Consider the following 21,909-nt stretch of genomic DNA (forward strand, 5'->3'; position numbering starts at 1 on the left):
TTAACCCTCTCCCTGGATATCGTTGTGGCAGTCGCTTTTGGCGCGATTCGCGTTCTTGACCAGCGTCTTGCGATAAGCGCCCGGCGTCACGCCCGTCTGCTTCTTGAACACTTTGATGAACGTAATGACCTGGTTATAGCCGACTTGTATTGCAACGTCCTGAATAAGGAGATCGGTGCTCTCGAGCAGCTTGCGGGCTTCGCGGATACGCAGGTCGGTAATATAATCGATGAAATTAACGCCGACCGTCTCTTTGAACACGCGGCTAAGATGGCTGTGGCTTAGATTGAACTGTTCGCTGAGTGCCGAGAGGGAGAAGTCAGGATCGCTGAAATGACGATGGACATGATGCTTCAAGTCGGTCACGAACTTGTCGATGTTTTTGTTCAGCCTGAGCTCCGCCAGCCGTTCGAACGTATCCGCCAAGGTCGCCTCGAATTTCAGGAGCAGCTGCGCCGTCGTGTCGCTTTGGTCCATCGCAACGCGCAAGGCGGACATGGCATGTTCGTTCCAGACTCTATCGAATTCCTTGGGCAGCTCCTTCATTTCATTGTTCAATTGAAACACAAGATAGCCTGCGAAGGAGTCTAATTGATCCTTCGTGATTACGATCCTGCCCAATGCTCCGCCGATGTCCCGGAATCGCTCGCTCCATCGCCCGCTGCCGTTTCTGTAGTCCCTGACGAACGGCATCACGTGCTGCAGCGGGTAGGCCGGCTCGCCGATAGCGGCCGGGACATCGTCCGGAAGCAGGAGGCGGTCGTCGCCGAATGAACACTTAAAAGAAAGCATGCGCTTTGCTTCCTCGCAGCTTTCGCTGAGGCGCTGCAGCGGCGACTCGGGGCCGATGGAGATCGTGACGGTCATCGGCAGGTTGTCCCGAATCCAGTCCGCCGCCGACTCGGCAAGACCCCTCAAGGCCGAGACGACATCGTACTCGCCGTCCCGCTTTTTGAACAGAACGACGGCTATTCGGCTGTCGTCCATCCATTCGCTCCATGCCGCCAATCCATCCCGCTCGCACAATTCAAATACGACGCGATGCAGGACTTGCTTAAACTGATGCTGGTCCCGATGGGTATGGCTGCGGACAAATTCGGCGTATCGATCCATCTCCATGACCATGACCGCGGCGGACGAAGCTTCGGAGACATGCTCCGTGCCGATCAACCGCAAATCCTCGACGAGTTTGGAGAACGGTCTGCCCGGCGGCTCCAGCAATTCAAGGAAGAGTTGACTTTTGCGGAATAAAGCAAGCTCCTTCGTTTTCTTCTCCAGGCTGCCGGACCTGGTAATGAGCTGATCCATCGCCGTCTCGATCAGACGGAACTCGTCGTAGCGTTCTCGTTCATTAGAGGGCAACGAATCATTGTCTGAATAGGGGGTGATCCGCCCGATCAAATATTGCAGAGGCTTATAGTGTCGTCTGGAGATCAGGACGATCCAGCAGGCGCAGCCGAGCAGCAGGAGCAGTCCGATGCCGGCCAACAGCCAGACGCTGTTGAGGGGAAGAGGAATATCCGGGCGCAATCTTGCTGCGGACCGACCATCCCGTGTAATCGGACGTTGTCTGGGACATCGCCTCCTGCTGGGTTTTGCCGATGGAGGGGGATGGTAGATTGATGCCCGTTATCGTTAAGCCTTCCTGGTCGAGCAATTCGATCGAACGGTTCTTTTCCCTTGCGATCAAGGCGATTTTGTTCTGAAGCGCTTCGGCGCTCACATTGATGACCAGCAGTCCGTTGCTGACCGGGTCTGCGATTCGAACGAGCGAAACGACCGGTATGGACGCTCCGAAGGACGAGGGATTATAAGTTCTGGCGCCCGTCCAGGTGTACCGGCCTACCTTATGCTGCATCTCAAGGATGAACGCTTTGTCGCCGAATCCTTGCAGCGATGCGCTGCGATCCGACGCCTGGATGAAGCCGTCCTCCGGGCGTACGAGATAGAGAGATTGGATCAACGGGAGATTGGCCGCAATACGACGCAACGTATTGGAAGCTTGCGTAACCGACAAGCCTTCCGCTCCCGATTCGCCTTGTCTGTAGAACGGTTCGAACAGGTTCGGGATGACGACCTCGTTGTCCATCGTTTTCTCGATTTGCAGCAGATCGTCATCGATGATGCGGCTGATATTCTGAATCAGCGTCTCATTGGAATTGACGGCGCTGCGCGTGGATATCTGGTTGATCGCCAGCACGGTGACCAGGATAAGCGACAGCACCATCGTAACGAACACGGGCAAATACGATAGAAGCAAGCGATTTTGCCAATTTTTCCGCATAGGCAGCCCTCGAATTCGATGTAGTATGTTTCGCTTATGCGAATTTTTCAAATATCATATCGCATGCCGCGCCATAATGTAATTGTCAATATTTTTGAAGTTGTCATTTTTTAAGCTGCGCAAAGCGCGAACCCGTTCGGCAAAAAGAAACGGTTCAAACAAAAACCGGCGATAGACACGGAATCCGGCGCTGTTTATAGTGGCCTCGACACCTACTACGATCAATCGACGATCAATCAGGGGAGGCGCACGCATACAATGACTAAAATCCGTCTTGGCATTATCGGATGCGGCAACATGACCGGCTCGCACAGCTCGGGGTTTAGCGAACTGGGGGAACGCATCGAAATAACGGCAACTTGCGATATTGTCGTCGAGCTGGCCGAGGAGGCGGCGAAGCTTCTTGGCGCAAAAGCCGCTTATGCAGACTATCGCGACATGCTCGATGACGTCGATGCGGTGCTGGTCGTATTGCCGCATGATTTGCACTTCGAAGTGGGGATGACGTGCCTGCGAGCAGGCAAGCATGTGCTGATGGAGAAGCCGATGTGCAACACGGAAGAAGAATGCCTCGAACTCATCCGGACCGCCGAGGAATGCGGCAAGGTGTTGATGACGGCCTATCCGGTGCGGTTCTGGCCGGTCATCGTGAAGCTGAAGCAGCTGCTGGACGACAAAGTATACGGAGAGTGCTTCCAGTTGTCCATCTGGACGGAGCAATATACCCATTACCCGGAAGGTCATTGGGGCCGCTCTGCGGATCGTTTGGGCGGGGGGCAATTTTTTAGCCATGGCTGCCATTATGTCGATCTCATGTTGTGGATCATGGGCAATCCGGTACGCGGTACGCATCTGGGCACGAACTTCGGAACGCCTTGGATGGAAAAGGAAGGGACGAGCAACGTCGCGATCGAGTTCGAAAACGGCGCGCTCGGGTATCACTTCGGCACCTGGGGAGCGCGGGGCACCCGGCTCGGCTGGAGCCTTCACGCACATTGCACCGAAGGGATGCTCGAGATTCATCTGGGCGAACGGAAGCTGTACGCGCATACGAAGATTAAAGAGGAGAAGGGAAACCTGGATACGCGGTCGGAGACATCCGTCCTCATGGAACTCGAGAGCGGGAAGTTTACGCACTTCGAGCTGGAGCACTTCCTCGATTGCATCCGCGACGGCAGCCGTCCGTTAACCGACGGCCCGACCAGCCTGCAGAGTCTGCGCGTGATCTGGAAGCTGTACGAAGCGGAGAAGCAAGGGATCGTAGCCGATCTGCGAGGCTTGGGCCTGAATCGGTAGGAGGCAGGAGGTCGGTGGCCGAATGAATTGACAAGAGGATGGAGAGCAGACTAAACGCTTTTTTCGATATTATAAAATAGCGGCGCAGGGATGTTCTCCTTTGCGCCGCCATTTTTCTGGGGGGATGTTATACGGTTAGGAAAAGATCGACAACGTCCTGAATATCTTGTTTGGTAGACATCGGCGTTCCAAAAAGGATTGTTCCTGGACTCCTGATAGGCCAATTGAAGTTCATCTAAGATAGCGTCCAAATTGGAAGCATCCACACCGGTGATGCCGGCGCGAGCGAATGCTTCTACGGTAAGGGGGAGAGCCTCCGCCGAAAGGATTTAAATAGGCATAGATGGCATCTACCGTCATTTGTTGAATCAACTCGTCAACGATCGCTTGAATGTCGGCCAATGTTCTTGGCAGCGGCGAATGCGTTGATACAGCAGGATCCAAGTAGTATTGGACGCTGTATAGGTTCTCAGATGTAACACCCGTAACACCCGCGTCGGCAAAAGTCGTTTCATCGACATTGTCCCAATCGCCCGACTCCGATGCTGCATTGATCAACGCCAGTGCCGTTTTGAAAAGTGCAGGCGCGATCGTCCCCGTATAGGGCATAGTTGCCGTTGCCGGAGGCGTTGCCGAATCCGTCGCGCCGATCGTAAAGTGATATGCGCCGCTAACGCTTGGCGTTCCGGCAATCTCTCCCGTGCCTGGATTCAAAGCCAGCCCCGCAGGCAGTGCGCCTTCCGTCACCTCATAAGCAACGGCGCCTGTTCCTCCGGACAGCTTGGCTACGCTGCCGGTATAGGATTGACCTTCGGTCAAGGGCGAGATCGCGTCCGGCAAGACGATGGGCATGGCGACGGTATATTCGAATGTCGCAACCGAGCTGTTCGTCGAGCCAGGCTTAACGGCGATGGCTTTGATCGTTGTACTGCCCGTAAGGACGATCGGTCCTGTATACAGCGTGCTGGACGCGGTCGGCTCGCTGAGATCCGTCGTGTAGTATACCGCCGCAGATTCGGTCGGAGAAGTCAAAACAACTTGCGTTCCCGCATTCACAGCGCCGCCTGCCGGAAGTGCCGCCGGCGTCTCAACGGTAGCCTGCACCGGCGGCGGAGCCGGCGTCCAGGACTGCGCTTCCTGCCTTTTCTTTTCTTCTTCCGCCTTTTTCAGTGCTTCTTCCTTCTTCAGTTCTTCTTCCTTCTGTTTCTCTTCTTCCTCTTTCTTTTTTTTGTTCGACCTGCGCTGCGTATTGCGACTGGGCTTCGTATGCGCCCGTAACAAGCAGATCGCGCGTTGCGTTGGTTTGACCGCCGAACTTTCCGTCCGCGCCGTTGTCCAATAATTTTGTTTCCAACGCCAAGGCGACATACCCCTTCGCCCAGTCGGATACAGAATCATCCTTCACGCCCGGCGTTGACTTGGCTTCCTCGTTCTTGCCGAGTCCGCGAACAAGGAACGTCGCGAGCTGCTCCTTCGTCACGTTGCCGGCAGGATTATAAGTTCCCTCGCCATAGCCATCCGTGATCCCTGCTGCTTTCACCGCCTCGATGTACGGCAACGCGTATCCATTTGCAGGATCGTCGGCTTTGACGTCTTTGAAGGAAGACGTCTTAACGTCCTTATCCACCTCCAGATCAAAAATTAACGCTGCAACCTTAGCAAATTGCGCCCGGTTCATCTCATCCGCGATACCGAATTTGGTTCCGCTAACGCCGTCGAATATACCGGCAGAGATCAACGCGTCGAACTTGGCTTTCGTTGCAGCATCCAGATCCTTCAAGTCCGTAAAGTCGGCTGAAGTCTTCGAGGCGCCTGCTGCAAAGCCGACCGAAAAGTGGAAGCACAGCAGCACCGCCATCAACACGCCGACCACTTTTTTCCTCATTGTTTGTCCCCCTGAAATAAAATGTCGATTTTTCTCCTCCTATTTTATCAGGGTGTATTCGTCCATATGGGAAACGTAAAGAAAACTTTAAGATTCGCAACAAGGCACCCGAAACCATCGGAGGCTTCTTTATATTTCTTTTGCATATTCCGTATTTTCAAATGCCCTCGTAAGACGCGGCAAAGGGATACCTGCCTTTTTTTGCTTCTCTCACAACTTCAGCTACCGCAAAACCTGCTTTACTATTGTTGTATTCCATAAAAAAGCCGCGCTAAGCTGCCCTTTGCAAAAATAACTTTGTTAAAAAGCGTGCCAAGAAGTACCGGCGGAGTCTTAGTCAACAGCAGCAAAATCATATCAGGCTTTGCGCCTCTTGCCTTAAGTACAGGGACCATTTCCCTCATATGCTTACCGACATTTGCGAATGAGTCACGATGGTTCATGATTGCCGGGAAGCTTCCCCGTTTTAACACCTCGGCTTCCATCGCTGCATTCATGGCAAAGTGATTCCATAGCCAGCTTTGCATATCCTTGATCCAACTAATTTTAAAATGGGCACTTTCAAATAGTTCTTTGACCTTGTTGTTAATAAGCTCGGTGCCTGCCCGCGGTTTTTCCAGAAATACCATTTTCAAAAAGCCGCCCCTAAGCGTATTGTCCGCAATGCCGCCTCCTGCTCCGGGGAAGCCAAAGACAACGTTGTTCATAGACAATGGCGCGATCGCTGATTTTAAATCTTTCCAAATGTTATTAAATATGAGGACAGGGGTATTTCCTGCGGCAGTCGATAGGAATTGTGTTGCTGCCGGAAGCTGTTCCGTATTGACGCTCGCAATAATGAGATCGTAATGGGGAAGGAGCTCTTCATGCAGTTTGACGTTCCAGCGTTCTTTTATAAGCTTTTTCCCTTTTCGTGCGTCCCACATTTCAAGTTCGATGTTGCTCCCGAGGGTTTCTTTTCTCCCCTTTCGAACGTAAAACTCGACTGTATGACCTGCCTGTTCGAAAGCCCATGCATATTGGGTCGATATTAAACCTCTGCCAAAGAATAAAATTTTCATGTTAGCCTCCCCCAAAGCGTTGATCATCCGTCATTGATTATCCAACAACGCGTTGTATGATGATATTGTATGGATTCGCCATACCGTCATCAACCATCAGATTTTCAATATCTGTCGGATGATCTATGGAGCTCCTCAAGCTGATGCGACTTCACTGACGGCAGTTGTCAGTGAAGTCGTTTTATTATGATGATAACCACTCATTTCAAATGATGGGCTGCTGTTATCAAACGAACTTTATGAGGAGATCTAAAAATGAATCGTGCAGTATATCTTTATGTATTCGATACCATGTCCGATTGGGAAGTCGGTTATTTAGCCGCCGAACTGAACGCCGGAAGATACTTCAGACAGGGGCTGGCTCCAGTGAAAATAGTCACTGTCGGTATAGAAAAAACGCCAGTAACGACAATGGGCGGATTGAAAGTAATGCCCGATATTAAAGTGGATGAGTGCAGTATCAATAGCGTAGATGCACTGATTTTACCTGGCGGAAATACATGGGCGGAAGCTGTTCACGTACCCCTATTAAAAATGGCCGAGAGGTGTTTAAAGGAAGGGGTAGCAGTCGGAGCCATTTGCGGTGCTACCTTTGGACTCGCTCAAGCAGGATTGTTGGATTCACGTTGGCACACAAGCAATGACTTGTCCTACCTTAAAATGATTTGCCCTGCTTACGCGGGCGAAGCCTATTACAAAGCGGAATCTGCTGTCACCGATGGGAGCTTGATTAATGCATCCGGAGTAGCCCCATTAGAATTTTCTGTTCATGTTTTAAAAGCGCTAGATGTATTTTCTCCCCAAACATTAGACGCTTGGTATCATCTTAACAAAACGCATGAACCTAAATACTTCTACGAGCTGATGAATTCGATCCAATGACAGTAGATGGCTAAAAAAAACATAAAAGGGCTGCCCCTCAGGTCATTTTCATGACCCTTTTGGGACAGTCCCGTTTGGATTTTACTTGTGCGACTGCGAGTCCAGCGTCAAGCCGATCCCGCGCGTTGCGGCATCCCAGGAGACGTCGAAGCCGAGCGCTTCGCCGAGGAAGCGGAACGGCAGCATAGTGCGTCCGTTTGAGATGTAAGGAGCGCCGAGCAGCTGCTTTTCCTCGCCGTTTACGACGGCTGTTTTTTCGCCGATGGTCAGCTTCATCGATACATGGGCGGTGTCTACCCGCACGGTGCGCGTAGCCGCTTCCCAGCGAATGTCTCCGCCTACGGCCTCCGTCAGGAAACGAACCGGCAGGTAGGCGCTGCCATCGATCAAGGCGGGCGCCGTGCCGTAGCCGGGATCGATCTCGAACGTCTCGCCGTTCAGCTTAAAGTCGCGATCCCCGATTCGCAGCGTAAGGCGGCTTTGTTCGGCGAACGGGTTGATCACCCTTTTGTCGCTGTACGTCACCATATAATCGATAATGATCTCGGCGGCTTTCGGCCGCATATCCATCTTCAGGCCGGGATCGAATGCCACGTCTGCGACGGTTTTCCACACTTGGGGCCAGCCGGCGTCCTTCATCTCTTCCTGCGCCTTGACGATGGCATGAATCAACGCAGCGGTGAAGCTGTCCGGCAGCAGTTGGCGTGCGCCTTCCAGCCATTGCTCCGCCACGCGCGTATCCAGATAATCGTCCATCGCCAGCAAGTAGCCGATGACAAAGCGTTCGTCGCCGCGCAGCTCGGACTGCTTGAGCGCTGCAAGCGACTTGCCGTACGCCTGCTTCGCATAGGCTTCCGCGCGTTGGGTCGGCTCGGTCTCCCAGCCCAAGGCGTTGATGACGGCGGCGCGCAGCGCGAGCGGCGAAGATTCATCGGCCAGGTAGGTCGCCAGTTCGGCCGTCATGCCGCCCGCTTGGAGAGCCTTCTGGACGATCGGTTCGTCCGTATACGCTTTATAAAAATCGGTGGAGGTGACAGGCGAATCGGCATGTGCCGCCGGCAGAGGCGTCAACGCGAACAGCATCGCCGTCAAAACGCACAAAAGGATGAACGGATTTTTCTTCATAATAATAACGATCCCTCCCTCTTTTTTTATGAATTAGCCGAAAGCGCGCATATCGAAACGGACGACGTTCGTAGGCAGCGGCAGTCCGCGGGTGCTATCGTGCAAAAGTGCATCATCCAAGCCTAGCAGAGAGGAGATTTGCGAGCTATCGCGCAAAAGTGCGCGGTAGCTCGTCTATTTAAGAGAAAACCGGGTTGTCACGGGTGAAAATCGTGCACTTTTGCGCGATAGACTGAAGCGATGAGTAGGTGCGGCCTCGATCGTGTACTTTTGCGCGATAGCCCCATCCGCCCTAACGGACATAGACGTAGACGGGCGTCCGGTATAGATCGGCGCAGACGACCGTCCGCACCGGCGTCCAGCCCGGCAGCGCGAAGCAGACGCTGATGACGCAAGCGCCGGGCGCCAGATGTCGCCGGAGCAGCGGCGCAAGGCGATACATCGCACCGGGATAGAGATAGCAGATCACCGCGTCGGTGTCCTCGTAAGGGTACGCGAACAAGTCGCCGCGCATGAATCGCAGTTCCGGCCGTCCCCTCGCCAGCAGCCGCGACACCGCAAGCGGCAGCGGCGAGTTCTCGATGCCGATCAGCCGCCAGCCGGGACAGCGCCGCGCCGCATGCAGCGCCAGGCTGCCCCAGCCGGAGCCGGCCTCGATCGCCGAGCCGTGCGGACCGAGCCGCCGCAGCTCCGCCGCTACCGCACGGCGGACGGGGCCGGACGCCGGCATCGGAGAGATGCCGTTGCGCCAGCTGTGCCAGACGATGGACAACACGGCCAGCAGCGCCGCTCCCGCCGCGATCATGCCGACCCACCAGCCAGCCGTATACGCAGCCGCGGCCATGTCAGCGCGTCCCTGCCGCGAGACGGCGGGAGGGCGAGGCCGGTTCCGTTGCCGGCTCGTCCTGGTCGAACTTCTCGAGCCTATCGCTCATTTCCGCTAACAACCCCTTCGAAGTAAATATGGATACCCGTCAAGTGAGAGGTTTATCTCAATCTCAACATAGCATAAATAGCCTCAAAGGAAGCTGTCAACGTTTCGGGCAAGAGAAGGCGAAGCAGCTGTCGTCGTCTTTTTGCCGGTATATACTTCATACAATTCTTCTCCGTTACTGGGGGGAAGCGACCTGCGCGAGTTCTGAAGAATTCTTAAATCAATTGGATCGGCTGGCGACAGAATGGCCCTCATATTATACTAACATTGAAGCAAGGAGGGGCGAGAATGAGCAATCAAATTTTAATTGCTGACGATAATAGCGAAATTCGGGATATTGTAAGGATTTTGCTGGAAAGTGAAAATTATGTGGTTATCGAGGCCGTTGACGGGCAAGATGCAATCGACAAAGTTAATGAAGAGACGGACCTCATTATTTTGGATATTATGATGCCGAACAAATCCGGCCTAAAGGCTTGCGTTGAAATCCGCGAAAAAACAAGTGCTCCTATTTTGTTCCTGACAGCAAAAACGCAGGATTCTGACAAGCAACTGGCGTTTTCATCCGGAAGCGACGACTTTTTATCGAAGCCTTTTTCCTATACCGAATTGGTAGCCCGAGTTAAAGCGCTGCTGCGCAGATATTATGTTTACCGTGGGAAAGAAAAAGCCGAGGAAACGGATAAGATCATCATTCATGATCTTACGATTTACCAGGATTTAAAGACGGTTTATATCGGAGATAAGGAAATATTTTTAACCGACATCGAATACAACATTTTGCTTCTGCTGGCAAAAAGACGAAGAAAGGTGTTTTCGTCCGAAAATATATATGAAAGCGTCTGGGGGCAACCTTATTTTTATAGCTGCAACAATACGGTCATGGTCCATATCCGGAATTTAAGAGGCAAGCTGGGGGGATGACCCGCCAAACCATAAATATGTGAAAACCGTATGGGGGAAGGGTTACAAAATTGAGTAAACTGCTCATCGGAAAAAAGTTGAAAATCAAATTGATTCTCGCCATTTTGTTATCTTTGGCAATCTCCGTGGGCACCTTTCTCATTTTGGAGACGGTTGGGGAGAAAGTGTTAAATCAATATTTGAGCAAATCCGCCTTTAACGAGCAAAGGCAGCGGGAGGCACTTGAACGGTTTATCGATTTTGTGCGGAGCGGTAACATTTCAAGTGAAGATCATGAAAAGCTGTCGGCTTGGGTTGACAAGGAAAGGTATCTGAATTTATATATATTCAGCAATGACAAGCTCATTTATTCATCAAGTACCCCCATTGACCCCCTTGTAAATGAAGAGCTTTTAATGAATTTTTTGCCCTCTAAACTACCAGTCACGACCGTTTCCTTCCAGGATCGAGCTGCACAAGTTTATATGGTAGGTCTTTATGAATACCAATACTATAATTTCATTCTGATCATTGGACTTTCCCTGGCAGGCATTACATTTATTATTTCCTTTCTGCTTATCATCAACCAAAAAACGTCCTATATCGGCAAGCTTGAGCAAGAAATTAAAATTTTGGAGGGCGGCAATTTAGATTACCCGATTACGATATCCGGGGGAGGATGAGCTTTCTTCCTTGGCGCAAAGCATTGATGAAATGAGAAAGTCTTTTATAGATAGACTTAACAGCGAAGAAAGAATGAGACTGGCCAATCGGGAGCTTATAACATCGATCTCTCATGATCTGCGCACGCCGCTGACGATTCTGCTAGGCTATATGGACATTATCCAGCTTAACAAATACAAGTCGCAGGAGGACATGCTCAATTACATTCATAATAGCAGAGAAAAGGCTTATCAAATTAAAGCCTTATCGGATAAGCTATTTGAATATTTTACCGTTTCCTCTTCCTTCGAAACAGAAGAAATGGAGCTTGGAACCTACGAGGGCAGAGCGCTTCTGGATCAACTGATAGATGAGCAGCTTTTAGCTACAGGCCGCGAAGGATTTCAATTCCAGGTGGAACCTTCTCTTGAAAGTTTTTTGCTGGAAATCAATCTGGTTGCGATTCGACGCGTATTTGACAATATTTTCTCCAATGTTCAAAAATACGCCGATCCCTCCCATCCTATTGTCATCAAGTATGAGCTGAGTCAGCAAATGGTTCATTTTGTGGTGCAAAATAAGATCAAACGTATCGATAAAAAAAGCGACAGCAATCAAATCGGCTTGATCAGCTGTAAAAAAATGATTCATCAGCATAATGGAACATTGACGTATAAACAAGAAAAAGGCGTTTTTTTTGCTGGAGATGATTTTACCGGTTCTCCTGAGACGTAAATAGGCCGCCCACGCCCGAGAAGGGGACGGCGCGATTAAACGCCGCCGACCGATAAATCGCTTATTCGGGGGGGCAGAAGCTCGGAGTGTGTCAGTTTATTAAAGGCCCCATTCTGGTTGATCAATTCTGAATAGCTCCCCTGCTCCAAAATCTTCCCATTCTCAAGAACGACGATGCGTTCGCAATGGCGCACCGTGGAAAGCCGGTGCGCTATGATGATTGTCGTCCGATTGGCACCAATCTTATGGATACTAGCAACAATGGAGGCCTCCGTGCGGTTGTCGAGCGCACTCGTCGCTTCATCAAAGATAAGAATCGGAGGATCTCGCAGCAAAACCCTGGCAATGGCCAATCGTTGCTTTTCACCACCCGAAAAATTGTGCCCGCGTTCGCCCAGCATGGTTTGATATCCGAGTGGAAGAGCAGTGATAAGGTCATGAATTTCCGCGGCTTTCGCCGCTGCCACTAGTTCATCATGAGACGCATCGGGCTTAGCAAATCGAAGATTTTCCGTGATCGTGCCCTGCAGAACGTAGACATCTTGCGTAACAATGCCTATCAGCGAGGCGAGCGTATCGAACGACAGATTACGGATATCGATGCCATCAATGGATATACGTCCGCTGTCGACATCGTAAAGTCTGGTCATCAAATAGCTAAGCGTGGACTTGCCGGAGCCGGTTTTTCCAACAATCGCTATGCGTTGTCCTTCTGGAATGGCAAGATCGACATATGAAATGGCCGGCTTGTTTTGCCCGTCATAAGTGAAACTGATATTCTCGAATTTCACATCGCCTCGCACTTTCGACCTCGAAACAGGAATAGGTTGATCGACTTCAGATATATCCGGCTTTGTATCCAGATATTCGAAAACTCTAGCGAACAGGGAACGGGCCTTCCGGACTTCGACATTGGTATGCAATAGTTCCAAAAGCGGCCACAGCAACCGCTCTTGCAGCGCGATTAGCGCCACTAAAGTGCCGATCGTAATGCTCCCGTAGTTGACCAGTATCCCCCCGCCGACGAGGAACGTAAGGGCCGGCAAAATATCGATTCCGAAATAAATGAACACCCACTCGCCTTGCCCGGCTGTATGTGCGCGGATCTCGAGTTTAGATACCTCCTTGGAGGATTTCGTAAAACGATTGACGAGGTGCTGTCTACGTCCCATTGTGCGACCAAGGATGATGCCGGAAATGGATAACGTCTCCTGAACCATCGAGGACATGTCAGCCAGCTTCATTTGCTGTTCGTACATGATGCGCTCGCGACGTTCGGCAATACGTTGGTTAAGCCAGATCATAACAGGGACGGTAACAAACGAAAGGAGGGTCAATCTCCAATCCAGGAAGAACATAGCCAGAATGGTGGCGAGGACGACGCTCACGTTCTTTGCAACGTCGGCAATCGTATTTGTGACTAACGCCTGCATACCGCCGATGTCGTTTGAGATCCGAGATTGAATATCGCCCGTTCGCGCATAAGCATAGAAGCGCAGTGAGAGTGACTGCAGATGCGCATACAGCTTTACCCGAAGATCGTGCATGATAGATTGACCTACATGCGTAGTAAAATATACTTGCAGCATGCTCATACTCGCAGCCAGCGCAGCCAGTCCCCCCATACCTAAAACGAGCAGGTACAGCAGGTTTATATTTCGTGAAGGCAACGCATCATCGACGATCGCCCTGATCAAGAACGGGGCAATCGTTCCGCCAACGGCTGCAACGGCAATAAACAACATAACAATGAACAGCCGCCATGCATGCGGTCTGAAAAGCTTCGCGATTCGTCGCCACGATACATGTTTCTGAACCATATCATCATAAATGTCATGATCTAATTCTGTATGCATTCAATGTATTCTCCTACTAAAGCGGATTATATTTTTTTAAACCTAAATTTGGATACCATAAAGTAAGAAAGAAAAAGGAGTAAACCAATCGCTAAAAAAAACGGAAACTTTATTAATGGGAGCAAGCAAGGAGTATGCGGAGAGAGCCAACCCTGCAACTGTTATCGGAACTCCAATAAAATTGCCTTCAAATTTAATGATGTTGAATCTGACCAATCGATAGGAACCGCATAGGACATAGAGTACTAGAACCCCTAGCCCTACCAACTTAGCGTTCAATTCAAGGAAGTTGAATTTATTGAAAATTAACAGGGCAGGCGCAACGCCGAAAGAGACCAAATCTGCCAGGGAGTCCAATTCCTTTCCAAAATCGCTGCACACATCCAAACGCCGGGCAATTCGACCGTCATATCGATCCATAAATGCTGCAATCATGATGAATGCGGCACTTGCGATGTAATTTTGCTGGATGACTTCAACAATCGAAAGCACCCCGAATGTTAGGTTCGAGAATGTGAGCACGTTTGGTATTGCCCGTTTTAACATATACTTTCTCCTTATGATGATTTATCAGCACTTTTGTTAAATCTGTAAAGTGTGTTAATCAGCTTATCTTTGTATATCAATCCCAGTATAAAAGCCAGCACTGACACGGCTGATATAACAATAGTGGGGATATAATTTTTTTCGTAGATATTAGCTCCGATGCTTACGGACGCTAATAGCCAAGGGAATCTCGCGACTAATAAAATCATGAAAAACTTTAACGGCTTTATAGGCGTCAGTCCTGCCGCATATACGAATAAATCCTTGGGGAGTCCAGGAATAACGAAAATAATGAATAGGAAAATAGATAACTTTTTTATTGTCCATCATGCCTGATATCCATCGAGAGTTATTCTTCTTTAATAATTTTTGAATAAATGTACCGCCTAAAAGCCTGGTAAAGTAAAAGGCCATCATGGAGCCCAGCAACATTCCTCCTGATATATAAACCGTTCCCCAAAATGTCCCGTAAATATATCCCCCGGCAATTTGAACCACTTCTCCTGGAATTGGAGCAATTACGGTCTGAAGGACCTGAAAAAAAATAAGCACTAGGGGGTCCTGCATTCCCCATTGAAAGAATATAAGCTCGAAATTCGTCAATGGAGACAGTCAATCTAACCAATTCAGGCATGTACGGAACCATTGCGACAATAAGTAGAAGAGCCATTAAAGCAACAGATAGCCTGACGACTAATAATTTGTTTGTTTTGCCCACCATAATTATCCTCTCTCACTTACTTTTCTATCGATATCAACATTTTATGAGGAGGTTCTTAAGATCGAGTTATAAGGAATCTTAATAAATCTTAAGTCATATAAAGATGGGGGCGTATAGGCGGGACAGGGTGGGGGGCCAAAAGACACTAAGTCTCGTGAGACAAGTGGCGGCGGAATTTCCGTATAAGCGGCATTTGCTTGGAAGCGTCAAGGAATAAGGCGTGGAGATCGATCTCGTTCAACAAAAAAAACCGCTGACTGAGGGTGTCAGACGGTTACGCGGATGATACATAGCTGGCGCATAAGATGTCGGACTACCGCGCTTACTGGACGAGGGGGGGGCCGGGCTCGCTATAGAGCCAAGTCCCCTAACCCCGCACCAACATTACCTTAAACACGCTTCCCTCTTCCGAGCTCGACTCCAATTCAACGCTCCCCCTCGAAAAAGCCAAGCAAATGTCGGACGATCGACAGGCCGAGGCCGGCTCCGCCATGCCTGCGCGCCCGCGAGGCGTCGACGCGATAAAACCGCTCGAAAATCAGCTCCCTGTTCGAAGGGGATATTCCTTTCCCGGTATCCGCCACCCGAACCGCTACGCGTCCATCCTCATGCGCAATCTGGATCGTCACGCTTCCGTTCGGCCGATTGTAGCGGATGGCGTTGTCCAGCAGGTTGCGGAACGCCAGGAACAAGAAGCTCTCGTCTCCCTTAACCGCAGCGGAGAAGGGCGCCATCAGATGGACCTTCACGCCGTATTCGACGGCCATGGGCGCCATAAAGGAGACGGCATCCGCGAGGATGTCGGCAAGCTCCACTACATTTTGCTCGCGGTCGGTGCGATCGTACGACCCGTCGGCCAGAAGCAGCAGATCCTCCGTCAGCGACTCCAGACGCGACAGCGTCCGCTCCGTGGTCGCCCTGTAGTCCTGCCAATCGCTTGGATCGATACCGTCGTCGTCCCCGGCGACCTCCAAGTTAGTGCGCAGGATGGACAGCGGCGTTCTTAATTCGTGCGCGGCCGCGGATACGAAGCGGGCCTGCTGATCGAAGGCGCGCTCCAGCCCGTCCAGCATCGTATTAAACGCGATGCCGAGCGTCTTTAATTCGTCATGAAGCAGGTCGATCTCCAGTCGCTTGTCGAGCGTGGTTGCGGTAATTCCGGCAGCGGTCTCGCTCATCCGCTTCACGGGCTTGAGAATAATGGATGCGAGCCATTGCGCGCTGAGGATCATGCCGGCAAGCGCCACAAACAAGCTGATGATCCGCCCCTGCGTCTCCGATACGATCCCGGTAGCGGAGAAAAAGGACTCTAAGCCCGTATAGGCAATAAGCATGGCTGCCAAATAAAGAATGGCGAACAGCGTCAAGCGGGAACGGAGGGACAGACGATTCCATCGCGTCACGTCGTTGCCTCTTTCTCTTCGGCCGCGCGCAGCGTCCACCGGTACCCATGACCTTGAACGGTCTGAATATAGGTTTCGCCCGCCGCCGGATCATGGAGCGAGAGCTTCTTGCGCAGGGAATTGATATGAACCCGGACCGTAGAGGAAAAGGGATCCGCGTGGATGTCCCACACATGCTCGAGCAGCCGCTCGGACGAGATGACTTCGCCGGGATGGAGCATCAAATATTCGAGCAAGCCGAATTCTTTTTTCGTCAACGGAAGCAGCGCCTTTTCGAACCACACTTCTTTGGTCTTCGAATCCAGGGTGAGCCGGTCGAAGCGCAGAACCGTGCTTTTCACGGACGAACGCCGCCGCAGGAGCGCCCGGATGCGGGCAAGCAATTCATTGAATACAAACGGTTTGCGGAGATAGTCGTCCGCCCCTGAATCGAGCCCTTCTTCCACTTCGTCCGGATGGCTGCGCGCGGTCAGCATCAGGATACATACGTCGCGATGGTGCGAGGACCGGCGAATGCGTTGGCATAGCGAGATGCCGTCCAGCTCCGGCAGATTGATATCGAGCAGGATCACGTCGTATTCGTTGGTATCCGCCAGCTCCCACCCGGTCAGTCCGTCAAGCGCGCAGTCCACGGCATAGCCTTCTCTTTTTAACCCCTTTGCTAACGCACGCGAGAGGTCTTCCTCATCTTCTACGATCAGGATTCGCATAAGACCACTCCTTCCTGATACCGAGAATAGCACAGCAAACGCGTTTTCGCGATGCAAAGGAAACATGCGGTTTTTCGGGGATCGACTTAACAAGGATTTAACAGCCCGAGCTTTATAATCGGAGACAATCTTCTTTTTGCATGGAGGACCTTTAACAGAATGGAATGAAGGAGGAGGAGGTTTTTTGTTAATCGAGGTGGTATCGGCGGGACCGGGGTGTTCCGTTTGTCAAAAGGCGCTAAGTCTTGTGAAACAAGTGGCGGCGGAATTTTCGCAAATCGAGGTTCGGGAGCTGCATGTGGTCGATGCGTTCGAACGTCTACAGGAACTGAATATTTTCAGCGCCGGAGCGATTCTCATTAATGGGAAAGCGGAATTCGGCACTTTGCCCAAATTGCCTGAGCTCCGCGAACGCGTGTATGCATGGCTCGATTATGAAGAGGATCATAGATAAAGGGAGAGACGGATGGAAGACTTATATCACTTTACGATTACGGGCGGCATTTCCATATCGACCTACATTCTTGTGTTCATCGTCGGCATCGTAAGCGCGGTATTGGCCTGCTATTTGCCCGTGCTGGCGATGTTTGCGGGTTACGTTCAGCGAGGCGCTGCCGATAATAAAAGAAGGGCCTTGCTGATCGCGATCAACTTTATTCTGGGCATGGTTGTCACTTCGCTGGCGGTCGGCTTGATCGTCGCGCTGCTTGGCCAACAGTTCCTGCCCTTTGTTGAAAAATATCGTTTGCTGACCTGGGTTCCGCCTATCTTTGATATCTTGGCCGGACTGCAGCTGCTCGGCGTCATTTCGTTCGCCATGCCGACATTCCAAAAGTCGTTGAATCGGCCCGAGCATCCGCCAGGCGCCGCGGCCGCATTCAAGCTGGGAATTCCGTACGGACTCGTCATCTCGCCCTGCGCGATCCCGATCTTTTTTTGCGCTGATCGGCTACATCGCCCTCCAGGGAAGTCCGCTGCACGGCGCGCTGCTCATGACGGCCTATTCGCTGGGGAAAGGCGTGATTCTCGCGGCGGTTGCGGTTTTCTCCATCTCCATTCTGCGCAGATTGGCAAAATGGGGCGGTCCCATCAAAAAAAGTGGCCGGCTATGTCTCCATCGCGCTTGGCATCCTTTTCCTCGCGATTGGATTTATGAAATAACAGAGTGATCACATAGGAGGGGAATCATCCATGTCCTTCAATCAAACGCTGGAAGAAATGAAGCAGCAATTTATCGCCCATTCGCCTATGGAGGTACAGGCCGCAATGTTCCGTTCGATCCGGGAGCAGCAGGAGTCTGGCGTGCAGTATGGGCTGCAGGAAGGGCAGAAGGCGAAGGATTTTACGTTGAAAAACGCAAAGGGCATCCCCGTCCACCTATACGACGAGCTGGCCAAGGGACCTGTCGTGCTCACCTTTTATCGCGGCGGCTGGTGTCCGTACTGCAATGCGCAGCTTCGCGCTTACCAGAAGGTGCTGCCGGAGATTCACGCGCTGGGCGCCAGACTCATCGCCGTCAGCCCGCAAAGCCCGGACAACACGCTGTCCCATCAAGAGAAGGAGGACCTGCAGTTCGAGGTGCTCAGCGATACGAACGGTCTGGTCGCCGCCTTTTACCATATTTTATACGACGTGCCGTCATACCTACAGGAGCTGATGTCGAACCAGTTCAAGATGGACCTGGCCGAGTACAACGCGACCGACAGATGGATTCTGCCCATTCCGTCCACCTTCATGATCGACGAGTCCGGCATCGTCCGTTCCGCGTACGTCAACCCGGACTTTATGAAGCGCCTGGCGCCGGAGGATATTTTGGACGAACTGAGGAAGCTGTAAGTCGTTTTCCCTCTTATTAAAGCGGCAATCAAAGGCTGAACGCCTTTTTTTTTGCCGCTTTATGGTTTATGTCCAGTTGGAAGACATCCGACTTTCATAGCGTGTAGCATTCTACACGAAGGAAGTGGCATGCATTGACCAAATTACTGGACGCCCGCACCTCGCAAAACGCCAGTTTTCAAAATTCGCTGTCCTCGCCGATCTCCAGTACGTTGACGGCGTTCGGACAAGTCGGCTTGAACTGCTTCAATCCGGGAACCGACATTCGGGTCCAGATGAATGGAATCGTGACCGTCGAATTTCTGGCCGGTTCGCCCAGCACGACGGTTCTCATCACGATTGTAAGAGGCACTTTAGCGACGGATCCGCCCGTCTATACGGGCATTTTTGCCGTCAACGGCGTCAGCCAGGATGGACCGTTGATCGTGCCCTTCGCCTTTACGGCCTCGGACAACAATGTTCCCGCTCCTGCGAGCCATCTGCTCGTGTACACGGCCTTTGTAAGCGCGAGCCGCGTGACGGCGGTCCGCATCGGACCGGAGAGCTTCAACGCGGCCGCGTACAGCGACTGACGCTCAGAGAGACAAGCCGAGAAAGCCGATCAGTCGTCGGCCTTCTCCTTTTTTTTGCACATCTGCTGGTAATCGCTCGGAAGCATCCCGGCATGACGCGTGAACAAGCGGGTCAAAATCTCCGTATTGCAGCCGACCTGATCCGCGACTTCCTTGAGCTTGAGATCGGGATTGTCCTGAATAAGGGCGCAGGCCTGGCGGAACCGGTATTCGCCGACATAATCCTTGAAGTTGCGGCCCACCGCGTTTTTGAACAGCGTCGATACGTAATTGCGCGACAGATTGAGGTAATCCGCCAGATCGTACAAGCTGATCTCGTTGCGGTAATGCTCGTGAACATACGACAGCATCTTTTCCGCCAGGCTTGAATTGGACTTGTCCTGCGCCTTGGCGAACCAGGCTTCGAGCCTGCCGAACGCATGCAGCGCCTTCTGGTGCAGCTCCTCGAAGGAACGGCAAGCGCGAAGTTGCAGATCGTCCGCATCGTTCGGTCCGGGCGGCGCCTCCGACGCCGATAGATCCGTACCGTCGATCATTCGTTTGACGGTGACGTCCAGCATAAGCGTCAGCGTGGGCAGCAGATTGCCGCGCTTCTGGCGGTTGGCGGCGATCAGCTCCTCCAGAGAGCTTTGCCAGATGGCCGTTTTGCCGTGAATGACGGCGTTGATCAAGGTCTGCTCTTGCTGCAGCGGATAGTCGACCGCGTTTTTGTCCGCTGTCTTGACGTCGTCGGCCTGGACGACCTTGGCGTGCATGCCGCTGTAGCCGAGCATCTCAGCCGCTTTGACGGCTTTGCGATAGGACGCGGGGATGGCGGCCAGCGTGTCGCAAGGCGTGCCGATCACGGCGCTGATCTCCAGACCGTTCTCCGGTTCGATGCCGATAATGCTGTTGCGGAGCTTCTCCGCCGGCTGCTGCGTCGAATCCCATTGCAGGATGACGGCCTGCGTCTCGAAGTTCAGATCGATCGTATGCTGCAATCTGCCGTCGGCGAACAGACTCTCGAGCAGCGCGTTCAGACGCTGCTTGACGTTGTAGGTCATGCCGTGCAGAAAATCGCCCGTATATTGACCTGTCTCCCGGTAGTGAATCAGAACGATCACGAAAGGACCTTCCGTATTCAGCTTCGGGAAACGCAGCAGCCGCTCCTGAAATTGCTCCGGGGGGAACGAGACCGGTCAGCAGCTCGTGCAAAAACTTGTTTTCCGCGGACAGCTTGAACTGCTCCAGCGACTGCGACATCGTCTCCACGTTCGATGAGAGCGATTGGATGGTCGACTGGATATGCGCGAATTCGTCGCCGGAGGTGAACGCTTCGCCGGTGCTCTTCAACACGCCTTCGATCGGCGTGTACATTTTTCGCGTGACCAGCGCCATCAGCCATAGGCTGAGCGTCATCGCGGCGAGACCGCATGCGACGATCATGATGAGCGTAGGCGTCACGATCGCTTGCGGCTCGGTCAAGTACACATAGCGGTATCCCGGCACGCCGGACGAAGTGCCATATTGGATATAATCCGTTTTCTGAAAGCCGCGGTCGGCGAGCTTCTTGACCACGTCCGGTTCCAGCAACCCCGAGGAGGCAACCAGGTCGTTGTTGAAAAACAAAGCGACGGTTCCGTTTGTAAGCGTATTCAAATCAAAGAGCTGCGATTCATGATAAGCGGTAAAGGTATAGATGGGCGCAGCTCTGCCGAACCACTCCTGCCGGGCAATCACGTACGTCGTATTTTTGCCGGACAGATCGGCAATAAAAAATTGCGACAATACGCGGGGGGTTCTCTTTAAAGTATTGAATGGCCGCGTCCAGCTGCTTTTCGCTTAATCTGAAAATGCTGCGGAAGTACGGAATGCCTCCGGTCTCGCTGTTCATAATGACGTAATTGTCATCGTACTTCGTGACGGCGAGGCCGAACTTCGGCGTTGCCGTCAGTCCATGGATATTCTGAATGAACTTGATGAATCGAAGCTTCTCGTAATTGGTAAGCGTATTGCCCACATACTTGCTCGTATAATCCGACGCGTTCAAAATGATGCCGATCTCGAGCGGCGACTTCAGCCGGGAATCGGTATATTCGGAAAGGCTGCGCGCCGTCGTCTCCACGTTCTCCGCGAATTCCCGCCGCGAAGGAATCCAGTAGAAGCCGATAAAAATAATTTCGATCAGCAGGGTATAGGTGATCGCGATCGCCGCGAAAACCCGAAACATTTTTTTGTAGTAATACAAACCCCACCGCCCCTTTTGTTTGTGTCCCTTAATAGTAATGAAAATGCGCCCAAAAATGAACCGCTTTTATGCACGTAAAAATTCCGAACCGCAGGATCGTAAGAAATAAAGGCCTAAAATCCGTATTTTTCGGGCCGTTCAGAAAAAGAAAGGGCTTACATCGAGCTGAGATCAGGTTATGTTGAAAAGGCAAAAAGTCATCGTCGGCGAATGCAACAGATAGGTTTCAAGCGCTTTCGCGAACGCTTGGAGCGATATATAGGAGGGAGA

Annotated in this window: 24 protein-coding genes and 1 pseudogene; 10 read left to right on the forward strand and 15 right to left on the reverse strand. The window is 51.9% G+C overall.

Going from position 1 to position 21,909, the window contains the following annotated elements; translation table 11 throughout:
* Positions 1 to 1,488, reverse strand: coding sequence for a helix-turn-helix transcriptional regulator (locus OMP40_RS14295; protein WP_277532197.1), 1,488 nt, complete (start codon positions 1,486 to 1,488; stop codon positions 1 to 3).
* A complete protein-coding gene (locus OMP40_RS14300; RefSeq protein ID WP_277532199.1) occupies positions 1,415 to 2,284 on the reverse strand; it encodes a hypothetical protein in 870 nt (289 codons plus the stop codon). Before OMP40_RS14300 ends, OMP40_RS14295 begins: the two co-directional genes overlap by 74 nt.
* A 258-nt stretch (positions 2,285 to 2,542) precedes the next feature.
* Between OMP40_RS14300 and OMP40_RS14305 the strand changes: the two genes are divergently transcribed.
* Entirely contained in the window at positions 2,543 to 3,580 is a 1,038-nt protein-coding gene (locus OMP40_RS14305) for a Gfo/Idh/MocA family protein (RefSeq protein WP_277532200.1), read from the forward strand.
* 231 nt (positions 3,581 to 3,811) lie between these two features.
* Here the strand turns inward: OMP40_RS14305 and OMP40_RS14310 are convergent, their stop codons facing one another.
* The 3 genes from OMP40_RS14310 to OMP40_RS14320 form a co-directional block, all read right to left on the reverse strand.
* Positions 3,812 to 4,684 (reverse strand): chitobiase/beta-hexosaminidase C-terminal domain-containing protein, encoded by an 873-nt coding sequence (locus OMP40_RS14310; protein WP_277533184.1) that lies wholly within the window; start codon positions 4,682 to 4,684, stop codon positions 3,812 to 3,814.
* Positions 4,668 to 5,465 (reverse strand): S-layer homology domain-containing protein, encoded by a 798-nt coding sequence (locus tag OMP40_RS14315; protein WP_277532202.1) that lies wholly within the window; start codon positions 5,463 to 5,465, stop codon positions 4,668 to 4,670. Before OMP40_RS14315 ends, OMP40_RS14310 begins: the two co-directional genes overlap by 17 nt.
* Positions 5,466 to 5,707: 242 nt before the next feature.
* Positions 5,708 to 6,526, reverse strand: coding sequence for a ketopantoate reductase family protein (locus OMP40_RS14320; protein WP_277532204.1), 819 nt, complete (start codon positions 6,524 to 6,526; stop codon positions 5,708 to 5,710).
* A gap of 255 nt (positions 6,527 to 6,781) precedes the next feature.
* Between OMP40_RS14320 and OMP40_RS14325 the strand changes: the two genes are divergently transcribed.
* Complete coding sequence (locus tag OMP40_RS14325) at positions 6,782 to 7,408, forward strand: type 1 glutamine amidotransferase family protein (protein WP_277532207.1); 627 nt, start codon at positions 6,782 to 6,784, stop codon at positions 7,406 to 7,408.
* Between the two features lie 81 nt (positions 7,409 to 7,489).
* On the opposite strand, the gene OMP40_RS14330 is transcribed toward OMP40_RS14325, so the two are convergent.
* Together OMP40_RS14330 and OMP40_RS14335 are read right to left on the reverse strand one after the other, a co-directional pair.
* Positions 7,490 to 8,533: a copper amine oxidase N-terminal domain-containing protein gene (locus OMP40_RS14330; RefSeq protein ID WP_277532208.1), complete on the reverse strand. Its 1,044-nt coding sequence runs from the start codon at positions 8,531 to 8,533 to the stop codon at positions 7,490 to 7,492.
* A 292-nt stretch (positions 8,534 to 8,825) separates the two neighbouring features.
* Positions 8,826 to 9,377: a class I SAM-dependent methyltransferase gene (locus OMP40_RS14335; protein ID WP_277532210.1), complete on the reverse strand. Its 552-nt coding sequence runs from the start codon at positions 9,375 to 9,377 to the stop codon at positions 8,826 to 8,828.
* Between the two features lie 378 nt (positions 9,378 to 9,755).
* On the opposite strand from OMP40_RS14335, the pseudogene OMP40_RS14340 reads away from it, so the two are divergent.
* The 3 genes and pseudogenes from OMP40_RS14340 (at position 9,756) to OMP40_RS14350 (ending at position 11,768) form a co-directional block, all read left to right on the forward strand.
* Positions 9,756 to 10,449 (forward strand): annotated as a pseudogene (locus OMP40_RS14340) (response regulator transcription factor).
* Entirely contained in the window at positions 10,442 to 11,053 is a 612-nt protein-coding gene (locus OMP40_RS14345) for a hypothetical protein (protein ID WP_277532212.1), read from the forward strand. The pseudogene OMP40_RS14340 and the gene OMP40_RS14345 overlap by 8 nt, the downstream one beginning before the upstream one ends.
* A gap of 10 nt (positions 11,054 to 11,063) precedes the next feature.
* Positions 11,064 to 11,768 (forward strand): sensor histidine kinase, encoded by a 705-nt coding sequence (locus tag OMP40_RS14350; protein WP_277532214.1) that lies wholly within the window; start codon positions 11,064 to 11,066, stop codon positions 11,766 to 11,768.
* Positions 11,769 to 11,803: 35 nt separating this feature from the next.
* Here OMP40_RS14350 and OMP40_RS14355 read toward each other — a convergent pair whose 3' ends face one another.
* From OMP40_RS14355 to OMP40_RS14375, 6 genes are all read right to left on the reverse strand, one after another.
* The gene (locus tag OMP40_RS14355; RefSeq protein WP_277532215.1) at positions 11,804 to 13,624 is read right to left on the reverse strand and encodes an ABC transporter ATP-binding protein; all 1,821 of its coding nucleotides are present in this window, start codon (positions 13,622 to 13,624) and stop codon (positions 11,804 to 11,806) included.
* Positions 13,625 to 13,666: 42 nt separating this feature from the next.
* Entirely contained in the window at positions 13,667 to 14,170 is a 504-nt protein-coding gene (gene pssA / locus OMP40_RS14360) for a CDP-diacylglycerol--serine O-phosphatidyltransferase (RefSeq protein ID WP_277532217.1), read from the reverse strand.
* Between the two features lie 11 nt (positions 14,171 to 14,181).
* Positions 14,182 to 14,409: a hypothetical protein gene (locus tag OMP40_RS41730; RefSeq protein WP_420871976.1), complete on the reverse strand. Its 228-nt coding sequence runs from the start codon at positions 14,407 to 14,409 to the stop codon at positions 14,182 to 14,184.
* Complete coding sequence (locus tag OMP40_RS14365) at positions 14,321 to 14,722, reverse strand: TVP38/TMEM64 family protein (RefSeq protein WP_277532219.1); 402 nt, start codon at positions 14,720 to 14,722, stop codon at positions 14,321 to 14,323. The genes OMP40_RS41730 and OMP40_RS14365 overlap by 89 nt, the downstream gene beginning before the upstream one ends.
* Before the next feature lie 594 nt (positions 14,723 to 15,316).
* Positions 15,317 to 16,294, reverse strand: coding sequence for a sensor histidine kinase (locus OMP40_RS14370; RefSeq protein ID WP_277532220.1), 978 nt, complete (start codon positions 16,292 to 16,294; stop codon positions 15,317 to 15,319).
* Positions 16,291 to 17,004 (reverse strand): response regulator transcription factor, encoded by a 714-nt coding sequence (locus tag OMP40_RS14375; RefSeq protein WP_277532222.1) that lies wholly within the window; start codon positions 17,002 to 17,004, stop codon positions 16,291 to 16,293. Before OMP40_RS14375 ends, OMP40_RS14370 begins: the two co-directional genes overlap by 4 nt.
* 184 nt (positions 17,005 to 17,188) lie before the next feature.
* Here OMP40_RS14375 and OMP40_RS14380 point away from each other — a divergent pair, with 184 nt between their 5' ends.
* From OMP40_RS14380 to OMP40_RS14395, 4 genes are all read left to right on the forward strand, one after another.
* Positions 17,189 to 17,458, forward strand: a complete 270-nt coding sequence (locus OMP40_RS14380; RefSeq protein WP_277532224.1) for a thioredoxin family protein — start codon at positions 17,189 to 17,191, stop codon at positions 17,456 to 17,458.
* Positions 17,459 to 17,470: 12 nt separating this feature from the next.
* Positions 17,471 to 18,160 (forward strand): cytochrome c biogenesis CcdA family protein, encoded by a 690-nt coding sequence (locus OMP40_RS41735; protein WP_459076917.1) that lies wholly within the window; start codon positions 17,471 to 17,473, stop codon positions 18,158 to 18,160.
* 35 nt (positions 18,161 to 18,195) lie between these two features.
* The gene (locus tag OMP40_RS14390; RefSeq protein WP_277532228.1) at positions 18,196 to 18,840 is read left to right on the forward strand and encodes a peroxiredoxin-like family protein; all 645 of its coding nucleotides are present in this window, start codon (positions 18,196 to 18,198) and stop codon (positions 18,838 to 18,840) included.
* A 134-nt stretch (positions 18,841 to 18,974) separates the two neighbouring features.
* The gene (locus OMP40_RS14395) at positions 18,975 to 19,412 is read left to right on the forward strand and encodes a hypothetical protein (RefSeq protein WP_277532231.1); all 438 of its coding nucleotides are present in this window, start codon (positions 18,975 to 18,977) and stop codon (positions 19,410 to 19,412) included.
* Positions 19,413 to 19,441: 29 nt separating this feature from the next.
* On the opposite strand, the gene OMP40_RS40115 is transcribed toward OMP40_RS14395, so the two are convergent.
* A complete protein-coding gene (locus OMP40_RS40115) occupies positions 19,442 to 20,554 on the reverse strand; it encodes a helix-turn-helix domain-containing protein (protein WP_338131165.1) in 1,113 nt (370 codons plus the stop codon).
* A gap of 74 nt (positions 20,555 to 20,628) precedes the next feature.
* On the opposite strand from OMP40_RS40115, the gene OMP40_RS14410 reads away from it, so the two are divergent.
* Positions 20,629 to 20,886, forward strand: a complete 258-nt coding sequence (locus OMP40_RS14410) for a hypothetical protein (RefSeq protein WP_277532233.1) — start codon at positions 20,629 to 20,631, stop codon at positions 20,884 to 20,886.
* 180 nt (positions 20,887 to 21,066) lie between these two features.
* Here the strand turns inward: OMP40_RS14410 and OMP40_RS14415 are convergent, their stop codons facing one another.
* A complete protein-coding gene (locus OMP40_RS14415; protein WP_277532235.1) occupies positions 21,067 to 21,639 on the reverse strand; it encodes a hypothetical protein in 573 nt (190 codons plus the stop codon).
* Between the last annotated feature and the right edge of the window lie 270 nt (positions 21,640 to 21,909).

Origin of the sequence: Cohnella rhizosphaerae (assembly GCF_029525575.1) — a bacterium.
GTDB lineage: Bacteria > Bacillota > Bacilli > Paenibacillales > Paenibacillaceae > Cohnella > Cohnella rhizosphaerae.

What these genes read in the sequence shown, in the direction of transcription:
- OMP40_RS14300 (WP_277532199.1), bottom strand. Translation starts at nt 2,284, where the DNA reads ATGCGGAAAAATTGGCAAAATCGCTTGCTTCTATCGTATTTGCCCGTG.
- OMP40_RS14305 (WP_277532200.1), top strand. Translation starts at nt 2,543, where the DNA reads ATGACTAAAATCCGTCTTGGCATTATCGGATGCGGCAACATGACCGGC.
- OMP40_RS14315 (WP_277532202.1), bottom strand. Translation starts at nt 5,465, where the DNA reads ATGAGGAAAAAAGTGGTCGGCGTGTTGATGGCGGTGCTGCTGTGCTTC.
- OMP40_RS14320 (WP_277532204.1), bottom strand. Translation starts at nt 6,526, where the DNA reads ATGAAAATTTTATTCTTTGGCAGAGGTTTAATATCGACCCAATATGCA.
- OMP40_RS14325 (WP_277532207.1), top strand. Translation starts at nt 6,782, where the DNA reads ATGAATCGTGCAGTATATCTTTATGTATTCGATACCATGTCCGATTGG.
- OMP40_RS14330 (WP_277532208.1), bottom strand. Translation starts at nt 8,533, where the DNA reads ATGAAGAAAAATCCGTTCATCCTTTTGTGCGTTTTGACGGCGATGCTG.
- OMP40_RS14335 (WP_277532210.1), bottom strand. Translation starts at nt 9,377, where the DNA reads ATGGCCGCGGCTGCGTATACGGCTGGCTGGTGGGTCGGCATGATCGCG.
- OMP40_RS14355 (WP_277532215.1), bottom strand. Translation starts at nt 13,624, where the DNA reads ATGCATACAGAATTAGATCATGACATTTATGATGATATGGTTCAGAAA.
- pssA (WP_277532217.1), bottom strand. Translation starts at nt 14,170, where the DNA reads ATGTTAAAACGGGCAATACCAAACGTGCTCACATTCTCGAACCTAACA.
- OMP40_RS14375 (WP_277532222.1), bottom strand. Translation starts at nt 17,004, where the DNA reads ATGCGAATCCTGATCGTAGAAGATGAGGAAGACCTCTCGCGTGCGTTA.
- OMP40_RS41735 (WP_459076917.1), top strand. Translation starts at nt 17,471, where the DNA reads ATGGAAGACTTATATCACTTTACGATTACGGGCGGCATTTCCATATCG.
- OMP40_RS14390 (WP_277532228.1), top strand. Translation starts at nt 18,196, where the DNA reads ATGTCCTTCAATCAAACGCTGGAAGAAATGAAGCAGCAATTTATCGCC.